This is a genomic window from Sorangiineae bacterium MSr12523 (assembly GCA_037157775.1).
GTDB lineage: Bacteria > Myxococcota_A > Polyangia > Polyangiales > Polyangiaceae > Pendulispora > Pendulispora brunnea.
Map to the genome: position 1 here is coordinate 6,062,350 of CP089982.1, position 13,563 is coordinate 6,075,912.

10 protein-coding genes are annotated in these 13,563 nt (G+C 68.5%); 5 read left to right on the forward strand and 5 right to left on the reverse strand.

Annotated features, from left to right (window positions below; translation table 11 throughout):
- Positions 1–4 precede the first annotated feature (4 nt).
- The 3 genes from LZC95_23310 to LZC95_23320 form a co-directional block, all read right to left on the reverse strand.
- The gene (locus LZC95_23310) at positions 5–427 is read right to left on the reverse strand and encodes a metalloregulator ArsR/SmtB family transcription factor (GenBank protein WXA99731.1); all 423 of its coding nucleotides are present in this window, start codon (positions 425–427) and stop codon (positions 5–7) included.
- A 112-nt stretch (positions 428–539) separates the two neighbouring features.
- On the reverse strand, positions 540–2,138 hold the full coding sequence (locus LZC95_23315) for a DUF4139 domain-containing protein (protein WXA99732.1): 1,599 nt from the start codon (positions 2,136–2,138) through the stop codon (positions 540–542).
- A complete protein-coding gene (locus tag LZC95_23320) occupies positions 2,131–4,263 on the reverse strand; it encodes a DUF4139 domain-containing protein (GenBank protein WXA99733.1) in 2,133 nt (710 codons plus the stop codon). The genes LZC95_23315 and LZC95_23320 overlap by 8 nt, the downstream gene beginning before the upstream one ends.
- 24 nt (positions 4,264–4,287) lie before the next feature.
- Here LZC95_23320 and LZC95_23325 point away from each other — a divergent pair, with 24 nt between their 5' ends.
- The 5 genes from LZC95_23325 (at position 4,288) to LZC95_23345 (ending at position 9,700) form a co-directional block, all read left to right on the forward strand.
- Complete coding sequence (locus LZC95_23325) at positions 4,288–4,791, forward strand: hypothetical protein (protein WXA99734.1); 504 nt, start codon at positions 4,288–4,290, stop codon at positions 4,789–4,791.
- Between the two features lie 21 nt (positions 4,792–4,812).
- Entirely contained in the window at positions 4,813–5,754 is a 942-nt protein-coding gene (locus tag LZC95_23330; GenBank protein ID WXA99735.1) for a hypothetical protein, read from the forward strand.
- Positions 5,755–5,800: 46 nt separating this feature from the next.
- The gene (locus LZC95_23335; GenBank protein ID WXA99736.1) at positions 5,801–6,454 is read left to right on the forward strand and encodes a sigma-70 family RNA polymerase sigma factor; all 654 of its coding nucleotides are present in this window, start codon (positions 5,801–5,803) and stop codon (positions 6,452–6,454) included.
- Positions 6,451–7,578, forward strand: a complete 1,128-nt coding sequence (locus tag LZC95_23340) for a FecR family protein (protein ID WXA99737.1) — start codon at positions 6,451–6,453, stop codon at positions 7,576–7,578. The genes LZC95_23335 and LZC95_23340 overlap by 4 nt, the downstream gene beginning before the upstream one ends.
- Before the next feature lie 724 nt (positions 7,579–8,302).
- The gene (locus LZC95_23345) at positions 8,303–9,700 is read left to right on the forward strand and encodes a hypothetical protein (GenBank protein WXA99738.1); all 1,398 of its coding nucleotides are present in this window, start codon (positions 8,303–8,305) and stop codon (positions 9,698–9,700) included.
- A 1-nt stretch (position 9,701) separates the two neighbouring features.
- On the opposite strand, the gene LZC95_23350 is transcribed toward LZC95_23345, so the two are convergent.
- Entirely contained in the window at positions 9,702–10,091 is a 390-nt protein-coding gene (locus LZC95_23350; GenBank protein ID WXA99739.1) for a YkgJ family cysteine cluster protein, read from the reverse strand.
- Positions 10,092–10,112: 21 nt separating this feature from the next.
- Positions 10,113–13,505: a protein kinase gene (locus LZC95_23355; GenBank protein ID WXA99740.1), complete on the reverse strand. Its 3,393-nt coding sequence runs from the start codon at positions 13,503–13,505 to the stop codon at positions 10,113–10,115.
- Positions 13,506–13,563 lie beyond the last annotated feature (58 nt).

Genomic DNA, 13,563 nt, shown 5'->3' on the forward strand with positions numbered 1-13,563 from the left:
TTCGTTACTCTTCGGCGGCGTCGTCGACAGTGCTACCGGCAATATCCACGACGACGTGGCTTCGCTCCGCCGCGTGCTCGAGGGCATTGTGAACCATGTCGATCACGTGCCGATCGGCGAGCGAGTAAAAGACGTGCTTGCCAGCACGCCGGCGCGCGACGATGCGTTCGGCGCGGAGCATGCGCAGTTGTTGCGAAACCGTCGAGAGAGCGCTTCCAGCGGCCTCGGCCAGTTCGGTCACGCACCACTCGCCGTCGGCGAGGCGCTCGAGAAGTTTGAGACGGGATACGTCGGCTGCGGTACGGAAGAGCGACGCAGCGCGTTCGAAAGCCTCGTCGCTGACGGGCTTGCGACGTCCGCTACGTTGCGCGTGCTCTTCCGGACCACATGTGGGGTCGTGCAGTTCGGTCGCGGAATTCTTCATCATCGCGGGCTCTGATCGTTTTCGCTTATGCGAGGCGGTTCCGCAAGCGATACACGCTTGGACTCAACCAAATTTCAACTGCAATACGATTGCGCAGTTGACGAAGTGTCGTTTCTCACAAATCTGGCAATACCATCTTCGAGGTGGCGCGCAGCTCGTAGACGAGGACGATCTTGCGTGTTTCGTCGCCGGCGAGGTCGATGTCGCAGGTAGCGAAGCCGTCTCGAGCATCGATATTCCACGTGTGTTGCGCGGGCACGTCGATGTCGACGCCCTCGATCTCGCTCACCGGAACGCGCTCGGTTATTCGCAAGCGCTTTGGCTCGTGCGAGAGATTGGATAGCCATACCGTGACGGTGCGTTTGCGGCGCTGTGTGCCCAAAATCGAACTCGTCTCGTCCTCCTTTTCGACATCGCGACGCACACGGATGGAGTCGTCCGTGCCGAGACCCAGCTCGAAAGGATCGCCTTGTGCCACGAACCGCGTTCGGACACGGCCCGCAGCCGTGCCTGCGTGGTGCACGTGCACCGGGCCCGCCAGAAGCGGGCCGCCATCGGTCAACGTCGCCGTGGCGCGGATGTGCGCCACGCGTGCGAGCTCCGGGTACACCACCCGCTCCACCCGCGCCGGCAGGAGAACGTGCCCGATCTCGAGACGGACCGGCCGCCCGTCGGAGCGAACGTCGGCGCGCGCCCGGGCCTCGTACACGAGTGGAACGCCGCCGTCGTCGACGCCGGGCATTTGCTCGACCGCGTTCTTCCCGCCCGAAACGGCCGCGGATAGGATCTCCTGCTCGCGCCCTTCGACCACGGTTCGCCGGCGCTCCGCATCGGACTTGCGCCGCGTGACCAGGCGATCGTCCTCGAGAAGGGGGGGCGTCGCATGGTGCGCTGGACGCGCCGTCGAAAGACGCACGTGCACGTCGTTCCAATCTTCACCGGTGCGCTGCCACACCGTGGCCCACGTGAGGAGCTCCAGTTCATCGGCCGCCCCTTCTTCGCGTCCCTTGCCCGCACGCGCCACGTGCTCCGGGCGCCACAGCGCGCCCGGCGTGCGGTACACGATTTCGAAGCGAGCTTCGCCGGGCTCGTCGATGCGAATACGCACTTCCACCAGGGCTTCTTGCCGCACGTGGCGCAGATTGCCCTCGCGCAGGCGCGCTTCGGCATGCGCCACCTCGTCCTCCGCCTGCACGCGTTGCACGCGGGCTGCATCGGCCGCGTCGAGCACTTCCCCTTCCGCACGCGTCAGCGCTTGGTAGGCACCGCGCCACGGAGAGCCGTTGCCGTTCGAGCTCCGTAGGCCGCGCGGCACCGTCGAGAGCCCCGACGTCCATCGGCCGAGCAACTCGCGCACGCCCTCGCCGCGAAGGCGCGCCCGCTCGGTGGCATCGTTCGCCTCCTGCAGGCGATGCTCCGCGCGCCGCAATTGCGCCTCGCGCTCGTCCAGCTCCTCGCGGCCCAGGGTTTCCTCGTGGTGTACGCGGCGCTTGATGCGCGCACCGAGCACCTGCCCCTTGCCGGAGACCAGCCGCACGCGAACGGAGCGCTCGTCGATGAAGGGCGTCACGCCGGAGAAGACGAGCCACCGCTCGCCCTCCTCCAGCACGACGTCTGCCGTCCGCAACACCTCGGCCCGGTCTTCGAAAAACGTGACCTCGCGTGCCGTCGTGGGGTGAATGGCCCGAGGCCAGGCTAGCGCGCCTTCATTCACGTCGATTTCCTCCCTCGAGTTCACTCTTGGCTGGAAGCACGATGCGGTACGAAAAGTCGATGCGGCCCCGCCCCGCGGCGCCGAGTTCGATCTGCCAAACGAGACCGCCGCGGATGGGCGCTCCACGCTCCGCTTGATCGTATTTGTCCGGACGCGGGCGCGAGGATATCAGCTCGATCTCGACGTCCTTGTCCTCGGTCACGGGCAGGCGATCGTAGACCTTGAGCGTCACCGGGTAACCCAGCGCCGACGACAGCTCGATGGAGACCTCATGCACCACCGCGATCTTGCCGCCCAAAAAGCCGGCGGCCTCCTCCTGCGCGCGCACGTTGCGCACCACGCGAATGCGCTCCTCCACGCCGAGCCCGAGGCGCAAGGAGCCTCCGTCGCCGGTGAGCTCGAGGGCGGACGTCGTGAGCAGACCGCCATCGAGGAAGACATCCGCGGGCCCTGGCAAGAGGGTCGCCCCCTCGAAGGGATTCCTCTGCGCGGCCTCGCGGTACACCTCCGCCGACTCCCGCGGAAGCGCGATCAACGACAGCGCCGCCTCGCCCGCGGCGGTTCGCACGAGAATGCGGTGCGGGACACCGTCGGAGCCGATGTCCACGGGCGTCTCGGCGCGGTAGCGAACCTGCCGCTCCCCGTTGCCGACGTAGCGCGGATCGGAGGCGTAACGCGGCATGGGGATGCGCTCGATGGTGAGCGTATCGTCCGATGCCGCGTCGGACATCTCGGAGGGATCGCGCACGAGCTGCCCTCGCTTGTCGCGGTCATCCATGTCCGCCAGAACGAGCGCGTCGAAATCGAGCCACGCATCCGTGGGCTGCAATTCGTACGAATCGGGGTAACCGACCACCGTGGGCTGATCTTCGATCGACACCGCCCGCACCATCGCGCGTGCCGGCACGAGGGCCTTCGCCTGGCGCCGCGGCATGGCCATGGGCGCGGCTGCCGCACCATAGGCGGCCGGTACCGGCATCGGTGCAGGGACGGGGGCGGGCGCGGGGGCGAAGGCCAGCTCCTCCACGCCATTCATGTCCGCCGCCTCCGCCACTTCCGGCATTTCCGGCATTTCCGCCGCGACGGCGCTTTCGGCCATGCTGAACACCGCCTCGTCCAATGCGGCGTGAGGTCCCGCGTGGCGAGGAACCGCACGCGCTGCACGCAGTGCGGGGGCCGGCGGCGGCACGAACCGGGCAATCGCTTCGTCGTAGCCCGCGAACATCTCGCGCAGCCCCTCGGGCACGGGACGAAAACCGCGCCGCGGGGGCGGCTGCTTGCGCCCGAGGCGGTACGAGAGGAGCTCGGGCAATTGCGCATCGCGCACCAGCCCCACCGTGGAGAGGCTCACGTGAACGCCGCTCCAATCTTCCCCGGTGGCCTGCGCCACGAAGGCCTCCAGGCTCCACTCCGCCGCGAGCTTCGGGCCCGTGGTAAAGCGTGCAGAATACACAGGCCACCAACGCGCCGAGGGCACCGCGTAGGAGACCTCGAGCGCCGAAGGCCGAGGGCCCGCGCCAAGGCGCACCACGATGGCCCGTGTTTCCCTGACCTGGGAGCGCTCCGCCGTCCCGCCTTGTGCGGCCTCGAGACGCGCGCGCTCGAGGCGCTTTTCCAGATCGACGCGGGCATCGTCGATGGCGAGCAGCCGCCGATCGAGCTCCAACGTCAAGTCGTCGACGAGGGAAAGCACGGCCAGGGCATCCGAAACGCGCGACTCGGGATCGATGCGCCGCCAGCGCACGTCGAGCATGGGCTCCGGCTTCACCGTTCCCACGGCGGCGCGCCGCGCATGCACGTAACGCTGCTCGAGCTCCAGCTTTTCCAAATCGCGCTCGAGATCGCGCACCCGCTGCGCGAGCTCCCCGGGCGCGGGGCTATCCACGGGAAGCACCGCCCGTGCGCGCACGTACACGATGCGCCGCTCTGCGCGCTCATCGAGCGAGCCGGGCGAAAGCGCCGCGCGCACACTCCCCGATTGCGCCTGCGCCGTGATGCCGCCCACCCGCAGATCGACCTCGTCGTCGGGCAGATCCGAAGGAAGGGTCACCAGGCGCGTCACCACCGCGCCGCGCGCAAACAGGTCCACGGATGCGATACGGCTCTCGCACGCGATCTCTTGCATGGCCCAGCCATGGTATGAGGATTCATGCTCAAAGGCAGCCTCCGATCCGCCCTTCACCGCGCCATCACCACGCCGTTCGGCGACAACTTGGCCCCCGTCCGTGTCCCGAAGGACCTTCTGCGGCGGCTCAACGTGACCTTGGGGCAACCCCTGTGTTCCCAGGAGGAGCTCTTGCGCCGCCGCGAAGCCCGGGAACGCCTCACCCGACTGCGGGAACCGCGCAATGACGGCCAGCGCACCACCGTGGCCCGGGAGCAGGCGCCCGTCATGGTCTACTTCGAGAAGGACCGCAATGCGCGCATGCTCGGCCGCATCGAGGAGTTGCTCTCCGGCGCGTCGATCGCGTTCAAGAAGCTCGACGTCGCCGGCGACGAGGCCACGAAAGACTTCGTGATGCGCGAGGCGCGGTGCAAGGAGGACGATCTGCCCGTGGTCTTCGTCGCGGGCACGGCGGTGGGCGGCTACAACGAGCTCGTGGACTTCAACGTCTCCGGCCAGCTGAAAAAAGCGGTTTTCGGCGACACCTGACCTCGCGACCCCCTCCACCTGATGAGCGCGGGCGTCGTCATTCTGCTGCTGGTTCCGCCGGGCGAGGCACAGGCCCCGCTCATCGCGGGCCTGGCGGCGGCGACGTCACGCTCGCTCGGTGCCGAGGCGCGCGTGGTGGTCGATGCGCGCACGCCGGCCTCGGACGACGAAGCCGTGGGCCTTGCCGATCGGCTTCATGCGAACGCGGTGGTGACGTTGCGATGGCTCGAGGGCGGGCGGGTTTCCCTGCACGCGCACTGGAGCGGGCAAGCGGGATGGACGGACCGCTTTTTCTCGTTCCAGGAAGCCGATGCCCTCGATGAACGAGGGCGCACCATCGGCTTCACCTTGGCCACGATGATTCGCACCGAGAGCCCTCTCGGGCCCGCGCTCGAAACACCGCCCGCGGCGGCTGCAAAAGCTCCGGCACCACCTGCACCGCCGGCCGCGCCCTCGTGGCCGCGGCGGCCGTTCGAGCTGGAGGCCAGCGCGCAAGGGCACGTCGCGGCGCATGCCACCGCGTGGGGCGGCGGCCTGCGCGCGGCTTATTTCATCGCTCCGCGTGCGGGTCTCACGGTGGGTGCGGCTTGGTACACGGGCGCGATGAAGGACATCGACGGCCGCGTGGACGTCGCGTCCCTTTCGGTCGGCGCCAAGGTGCCGCTGGTGCTGGCGGCTCCGGAGCGCCCGTTCGAGCTCGCCGTTTCGGCGGAGGCTGCCCTTTCGCACGAAGCCGTCTCGCGCAGCGGCGCCGCAGGCTCCCACACGGAGGGTCGCTGGGTGCCGGGCGCGCGGCTTCGCGTGACGGCGGCGTGGTTTTTCACGCCGCACGTGACGGCGTTCGCAGGGTTCGGCCTGCAGGCGAACTTCGGCGAGACGGACATTGTAGTCAATGGCCGCACAGAGACCACGCTGTCCGCGTACCGTGGTACGGGCGAGCTGGGCGGGAGGGTGCGCTTTTGAGGGGCGCCCTGCCTGGCTTTCAGGGCGTCGGGTTACTCTCCGGATCGTGCAGGCCAAGCTTCGTCTCGTCACCTCGCGCCCGGCGCCGGCTCCCCAGCCGACTGCGCCTGGACCGGTGACGCCCGCGCTCGACGATGCGCAGCTCATCGCCGCCATCCGAGCGAACGACGATCTGGCCGCCACCGCCTTTCATGACCGCCTCTACCCCTGCGTCAGCCGCACCATCCAACGCTTGCTCGGCCGGCGCGATGCCGATTACGAGGACCTCATTCAGCTCAGCATGGTCGAGTTGATTCAGTCGTTCGATCGGTACCGCGGCGAGTGCTCCCTCGAGTCGTGGGCCTCCACCATCGCGTCACGTGCAGTGTACAACCATCTACGCCGGCGCAAGCGCGAGCGCCTCATCTTCGCGCCGCCCCCACCCGACGATCTGGATCCGGCGAAGCTGTCGCGCACCTTGAGCGCGCGCAACACCATGCAGCGGGTGCGCGGGCATCTGGCCGAGCTGAATCCCGAGAAGGCGTGGACCTTCTTGCTTCACGACGTGTGCGGCTACGATCTGCGCGAGATTGCCACGATCACGGGGGTGAGCGTCGCCGCCGCCCAGACGCGGCTCGTGCGCGGGCGATGCGAGCTGCACGAGCGGCTCGCCGAAGATCCCGAGCTGCGCGGTGCGCTCGAAACGGGGGCGGAGCCATGAACCGAGGTCCCGAATACGCGGATCTTGCCGCGCAGGCACTCCGCCGTGAAGTGAATGCGGACGACGGCATCGAGCACGTCGATGTGGGACGCGCACAGCGCATCGATGCCATCCGCGACGCCATTCGACAGCGCGCCCGGCGGAAAAGGCTTCTGCGCGGAGCCGGCGCGGGTGTGGCGGTTCTGGCGGCTGCGGCGGCGGTCGCACTTTTCGTGCGTGGGCGCCCCGCACAGGTGGAGGCCGTCGCCGAGGCGAGCAACGAAGCCGCCTACGTGGAGCGCGACGGTGCCCGCGAAACGCTGGCCGCGGGCAAAAAGGTTCAAACCGGCGATCACGTGGTGGTGCGCGAGGGCGGACATGCCGCCTTGGCCCTGACGACGGGAACGCACCTCGCGCTGGAGCCGGAGGCGGATCTGTCGGTGCTCTCGCAGAATCGCCACCAGATTTACTGGCTCGCCAGGGGTGCGGTGCAGGCCCGTGTTTCGAAATTGAGCGAGGGAGACCGCTTCGTGGTGCGCACCCCCGACGCCGACGTGGAGGTCCGCGGCACGCAATTCCGCGTCTCCACCGGCGAGCCGCACGCCGCCTGCGGCGGAAGCACCACGCGCGTGCACGTGCTCGAGGGCGTTGTGGTCGTGCGCCACGGAGGCGTCGAGACGCGCGTCGCCGCCGGTGAGGAGTGGCCGTGTGCATCGCCCGCATCGCCTCCTCCGGAGGTCCAGTTGGTGCGCCCGAGCCCTCCAGCTCCGCAAAATACCAACGCCCTCGTGACCAAACGTCCCCCGCCTGTCACGTCTGTCGCGCCTCTCGCGCCTGTCGCGCCTGTGCCGCCTGCGGTCGCCGCGCCCGACACGGCTGCGTCGGATCTCTCCGCGCAAAATGACCTTTTCGCGCGGGCCACGGACAAGAAGCGCGCGGGCGATGCGCGCGGTGCCATCGCCACGTTCGAGACGTTTCTCGCGCGTTATCCCAAGAGCGCGCTCGCGGAAAGCGCCGCCGTCGAGCGGTGGCGGTTGCTCACGCACGTCGACCGCGCCGCCGCACGTGCCGCGGCCAAGGAGTACGTGGACCGCTATCCCAACGGATTCGCCCGCGCCGATGCGCGCGCGCTCCTCGGCGAATAAACTCGCGCGATGCGTTTCGCCTCCCTCGGCTTCGCCGGTTTCGCAGGGCTCGTGTGCTTCGCCGCCTGCCACGGTGAGCTCGAGTTCACCGATCCCACGGACGGAGGCGCCGCATTGGATGCATCCCTCGACGCACGCGCGGACGCGCCGGCGCCTCCCGTGGATTGCCGCACCCAAGCCGGCATCTGCCCGTTATCCAATTTGCATTGCGACCCCACCTCCGGCGCCTGCGTCGCGTGCACCTCCGATTCCCATTGCACGGCACCGACGTCTCGATGCGATACCGCCCTCCATCGCTGCGTCGGATGCGGCACCCGCGGGGACTGTGCGTCAGGTCAGCTCTGCGCGCAGAAGGTCTGTGTCCCCTCGTGCCAAGATGGGGGCACCTGCCCTGGCAATTCGAGTTGCCACTCCGAATCGCAAATATGCAAAGAGTGCCAAGCGCATAGCGACTGCAAAAATTCGGACAAGGCACGTGTATGCCAAGTTGCCACGGGCCGATGCGTCGAGTGCCTGGTGGACACGGATTGTGCAATAGGTCATCCGCGCTGCGATCTCATTTCGGGCAGATGCGTGCGTTGTCTCGTTTCAACCGATTGCCCGAGCGATCAATCCGTATGCGACCCTGCTACGCTCTCCTGCGTTCGCCCGAATTGAAAATGAATCGATCCTAAATCGACACGGGCGGTGCCTGATTTGGGAATCGTCGAACCACACTGGGGCCATGACGATGCGCCGTACTGTCCTTTTTCTCATTTTCTTCGCTGCGGTGATTTTCGCCTGCGGCAGCAACGACGACGCCTCCATCAACGGTGGTGGTGGTGACGCCGGGCCGGACGTCGTCGATGGCGATGGAGGCTTTGGCGATCTCGATGGCGGGGTGCCATCGGCGTGCGATCCGCCCGGAACCTCCTGCACCTCGGGCGAAAAATGCTGCACCGGCACGTGCGATCCCAGCTCGAAGAAGTGTACCGGCGGCGTCGGACAATGCTCGGTGGCCGGCGCGGCGTGCGGCAACGGGACGGATTGCTGCAGCATGCGCTGCGAAGGCGGAAAGTGTGCGGCGGCTGCCTGCATTCAGGATTCGAAGGCCTGCACCACCCCCGAATCGTGCTGCAGCGGTAAATGCTCGGGCGGCGTGTGTCAGCCGCTCAACCCCGATCCGGGCTCCTGCAAGACCGCGGGCAACGCATGCTCGGGCGCCGGCGATTGCTGCTCCAAGTTGTGCAAAGGAGGCGTTTGCCAACTGAACTCGTCGTACTGCATTCAAAGCGGCGATGCGTGCGCCCATGCCGAGGACTGCTGCGGCGGCATCTGCACCAAGGCCGCCGGCGCGGCCCTCGGTACGTGCAGCGCGCCGACCGGTGCGACGTATTGCAACGGTGGTGTCGACGGCACGGTGTGCGAAGGCGAAGGCTGCAACGCGTGCTGCAGCCGGCTCTGCGCTCCGTATGCGCCCTCCGGCGTGAACATTTGCCAGCCGGCCAACGGCTGCCGCGTCAACGGCGACCTTTGCCGCTCGGACAAGGATTGCTGCGGCGCTCCTGGGACGGGGCTGCCCGGCGAGGGCAATGTCACCTGCGACAAGGAACCCGGCGCCGCCGTGGGCATCTGCCGCAACCCGCGCAGCTGCAATCCCGAAGGCAACGTCTGCCACTTCAAGGATTACGTGTGCAGCGTCTCCTCGGCGCGCAACGACTGCTGCGAGCACCTCGGCTCGAAGACCAACTGCGAGCTCGACCCCGTGGGCGTTCCGCGTTGCCACGCCGTGGGTGTGGACGGCGGCCTTCCCTGCCGCAGCACCGGTCAAACCTGCGCCTTCTCGGGCGACTGCTGCAACGGCGCCAAGTGCCTGCCCGACGCGAGCGGTACGCTTCGTTGCGCTCCGCCCACCACGCAGTGCAGCCAGACGGGCAACGCCTGCAGCGTCAACGCCGACTGCTGCAACGGTCTAACCTGCAACACGCCGCCCGGCTCCGTGAAGGGCACCTGCGGCGCGACCACGACGCCGGACGGCGGCACCGGAACGTGCTCGCTTTACGGTCAGAGCTGCAAGATTGCCTCCGATTGCTGCAACGGCGTCCCGTGCAACAACGGATTCTGCATCAACATCGTCAACTGATTCACGGGAGCGGCCGGTGGAACTCCACCGAGCTCCCGAGGTGACCGAGCCGGCGTGCTTCGAGGCACGCCGGCGATCCCGGTTCGACGATGCGGCAATCCTCCGGGCGCACCTCGTAGACGGCGCACGGGTACTGCCCCGGCACCGAAACATCGAGCCCCGCACACCGTGTCTCCCCTGCAATACCGTTGTCCGCCGGGACATTCTTCATGAAGCGAAAGCCCGGCGGCACCAGGTACTCCTCGGTGTAAATCTCGAGCAGCCGCTTTCCCATGCGCGCATCGTCACTCTCGAGAAAGTGCACCGTGTGCGGCGGATGATGGCAACAACGGCCGCAACCGACGCAATCTGCGCCGTTCGGATCGGGCTCTCCAGCAACGGGGGTGGGCATACGCAGCGGATGTTTACCGCGCTAAATGGAAAGCGGCCACTTCAACCCAGAAAGCCGTGAGGCGACCTGGGCGAAATCGCTGCGCACCTGGGAGATGGTGGGACGCAGGGTCGGATCACGGCGCAAGGTCCAGAAGATGGCCTCGCCGAGCGGGGCGAGCCCGACGCGGGTGGCCAGCGCGCGGAGGCGCGGCGGAAGGCCATCGTGGGCGATGTGCGCCGCGATGAGGGCCATCTCGCTTGGCGCCTGAAAGAGCGGAACACCGGTGAGCGCCTCGAAGGCGAGGCACCCGAAGGCGTACACATCGGCGGCCTGCGGCGATTGCTGGCCGTTGCCGCTGGTCGCACCCCAGACTTCGGGCGCGCCGTACGGGCCCGTCGCGCAGCCGGGACGGATATGGCGACCGGCCAGGCCGAAGTCCACGAGCACGCCGTCTTGGCCCGCGCGAAGCACCACGTTCGACGGCGTCAGATCGAGATGGCCCACGCCCACGCGGTGCATCGCCTCCAGGCCGTGCAGGACATCGTCGAGCACGCCGAAGCAGCGCTGCATGTCCAGCGCACGCGAATCGATCACGTTGGCGAAGGTGGCCCCTTCCACGAGCTCCATCACCAAGATGGGCTTTGGCCGCGCCGCCAGATCGAACGTGACGAAGCGCGCCAGGTTCTTGTGCTGCGGCAGCGCGATGAGCGCCGAGGCTTCCGCCCGGAAAAGATCCAAGAACGCCGCCTCGGACAGGGTGCGCGCCGCCGTGGCCGAATAATCGGGCACCTTGAGCGCGAACTTTTCCGCATTCGACTCGTGCCGATCCTCCACGCGGTTGACGATGAACACGCTGCCCGACCCGCCCGAGCCCAGCGCCTTCACGATGTAGAAGCCACCGATGGTGCGCCGGGGCGGCACCCACGAGGGCAGCGGATCGGGCTTTGCCACGCGCACGTGCTGCGAGTCGACGATTTCGCTGTCGGCCGGCATCGCATGCAAGTACGCGAGCACCGACGACACCACGCGCGCCAGCGACGGAGGAACGCCGTTCAAGAGACGCGACTCGCACCCGGCCACGGTTTCCCGCGTGAGCTGCGGCGCCGCCCCTGAAACCGCACGCGCGACCAGCACACGAATGCCCTCCTCGGTGGGCTGCTCCGGCGCCGTTTCCAGCTGGGATCCATCGACCCGCCCGCGCGCGAACCGCGTCAAATACCGCAAGGTGGCGAGCTGCGTTTCCAGCGCGCCGAGGGGCCCGTACTCGCCGCCGCTGGGATCGACCAGCGCCGAAAGCGTGGGCGCTTCCTCGATGGCGACCAGCGCCCCGTGCAAACCGACCAGCGCCGTCCGAAACGCCTCACCGCGCTTCGACGGATGCAGAAAGAGCTCGCGCGCCAGTTCGTCCAGCGCCCCGAGCTGCGCTTGAAGCGGCGCCGGCTCACCGCCCGCATTCGCGAGGCTGCTCGGGCTGCACGTGCGAACGAAGCGCTCGTAGCGCTCGAACATGTGCTTCAAATCGGGATCCATGGCCGCCTCGGCCAAGGTGCGCAGGTGCGTCAGCGGCGCCGTCGCCAACGCCGCGCGGAATGCGACGGGCTCGTCGAACACGGGCGCGAGCGCATCCCCTACCCCGACGCCCACGAGCAGCGCGTCCACCGTCTCGATGGCCTCCGCCCGCACCAGCGCATCCAGCGTGCGCGCCAGCGCCGCCGACAAGGTTCGCACGAGCACCGGCGGCGGCCCCGACTCGAACCGCTCGACCAGCGCGCCTGCAATGCGGCACCACCGCGTGCGAAGCTTCGCCGCCCGCGCCGGCTCGTCGTACGCGCCCACGTCGCTGTCGACGAGGTGGATCAGCGCGCGCAATCGCCGCAGGCGCAACGTCGCATGCGCGCCCGATCCCGTCTCGCGCGCGAGGATCCACGAGGCGATGCGCTCGCGCACGGTGTCGAGTTCGTCCTCGTGCCTCGTTGCATCGGCGCCGCCGAGCTTGAGCAAGTCGGACAAGGTGTGGCGCTCGAGCAAGGTGATATCCAGATCGCGCACCACCGCCAGCGACGTGCGCCGCGCCGTCGATCCGCCTCGACCTTCGTCGGCCTCGTCCTGCGCGAGCACGTCGAGCGTATCCAGCGCCGCCACCGCCCCCGAGAGCACCTCGCGCGCCGCCGCGTACGACTGCTTCGCGCCGTGCGTGACGAAAAGCTCCAACGCCGCCGCGAGTTGCTCGCGCAGCGACGGTTCGTCGCGCGTCTCGCGCTTCAAGTCGCGCGCAATTTCACGCGCCAGGGCCTGCGCCGCATCGTCGGGCACCAGCGGATCGGGGTTGCTGATGCGCCCTAGTGCCGCAAACGCTTTTGCCGCCGCACGCTCCACGAAGGAGCCCTTGCCGTACTCCGCGAGCAACTCCGCGATGGCCTCCGACGCCTCGAACCCCGCGCGCGCCACCAGCCGCTCGAGCAGCACCTTCGCCGCGTCGGGCTCGGCCTCCGCCGCGCGCGGCAAGCCCCACGCGAACGCCGCGGTCATCCCCGTGTCGCGCTCCAGCGCGCCGCTGTCGATCGCGTGAACCGCACCGCGCAGCGCGGCATCGGGGCTCACCGCCACCATCGCCGCAAGTGACGTGGCCCCGCGACGCCACTCCGTCGGCGTAAGCCCCGGCGCCAACGCGCCCGCCACCTCCGCCTTCAACGCCGGCACGAATGGCGCGAGCAGCCCACGCGCCACGGCGATGGATCGCCACACCAGCGACTCGCGATCCCCGAGCAACCTGCGCCACGCCTCCTGCAGCCCGTCGGCCTGGAACACGCGCAGCGCGTGATCATCGCCCTGCTGCGCGCGCGTGGCCGCCTCCCGGGCCGCCCGTTCCAGGAGCCGCGCGGCAATGCGCCGTGCATGCAGCGAACCGCTGGACGGCATCACGATCCACTCGCGGGCAAGCTCCCGCGATGCGCAGAGCCCATAGGCCAGCGGCCCATCGCGAACCCCCAGCGCCAAAGGCAAATCCACCACCAGCGCCACCCGCGCGCGCACGGCCGACGTGCCCAGCCCCTTCCCGGAACCGAGCGCCATGCGGGTGGCCATGGCCACGAACGTCTCGGCATTCGCCGCGTTCAGGCGCCCGAGAACACGCCGTCCCATTTCGCGCTGTTCCGGGCCCGGGGGGAGCGCGGCGGCGAGCGCATACAGCGCCGCGCCCGACGCCGGGGGCGCCAACCAATCCAAATCGTCGACCAGGCCATCGTGGAGCGCCACGCGCACGACCTTGACGAGGGCATCCGGATGCAAGCCATCGAGCGGGCTGGGCCCATCCTGCACGCTCACTCGGGCGAGAGTCGCCAAAGCCTGCCGCCACGATGCGCGCCGCTCTGCAGGGTCGTGCATCCGCGGGAGATCGAGCAGGCCGCTGACGTAGGTCCACGGTCCTTTCACGGTGATTCACTCATCATCCGCTGCCGCACGAAAAACCGCCACGATTTTCCAGCTTTTC

Coding starts and splice junctions, on each gene's coding strand:
- LZC95_23345 (WXA99738.1), top strand. CDS start 8,303: ATGACGATGCGCCGTACTGTCCTTTTTCTCATTTTCTTCGCTGCGGTG.
- LZC95_23330 (WXA99735.1), top strand. CDS start 4,813: ATGAGCGCGGGCGTCGTCATTCTGCTGCTGGTTCCGCCGGGCGAGGCA.
- LZC95_23320 (WXA99733.1), bottom strand. CDS start 4,263: ATGCAAGAGATCGCGTGCGAGAGCCGTATCGCATCCGTGGACCTGTTT.
- LZC95_23325 (WXA99734.1), top strand. CDS start 4,288: ATGCTCAAAGGCAGCCTCCGATCCGCCCTTCACCGCGCCATCACCACG.
- LZC95_23310 (WXA99731.1), bottom strand. CDS start 427: ATGATGAAGAATTCCGCGACCGAACTGCACGACCCCACATGTGGTCCG.
- LZC95_23350 (WXA99739.1), bottom strand. CDS start 10,091: ATGCCCACCCCCGTTGCTGGAGAGCCCGATCCGAACGGCGCAGATTGC.
- LZC95_23340 (WXA99737.1), top strand. CDS start 6,451: ATGAACCGAGGTCCCGAATACGCGGATCTTGCCGCGCAGGCACTCCGC.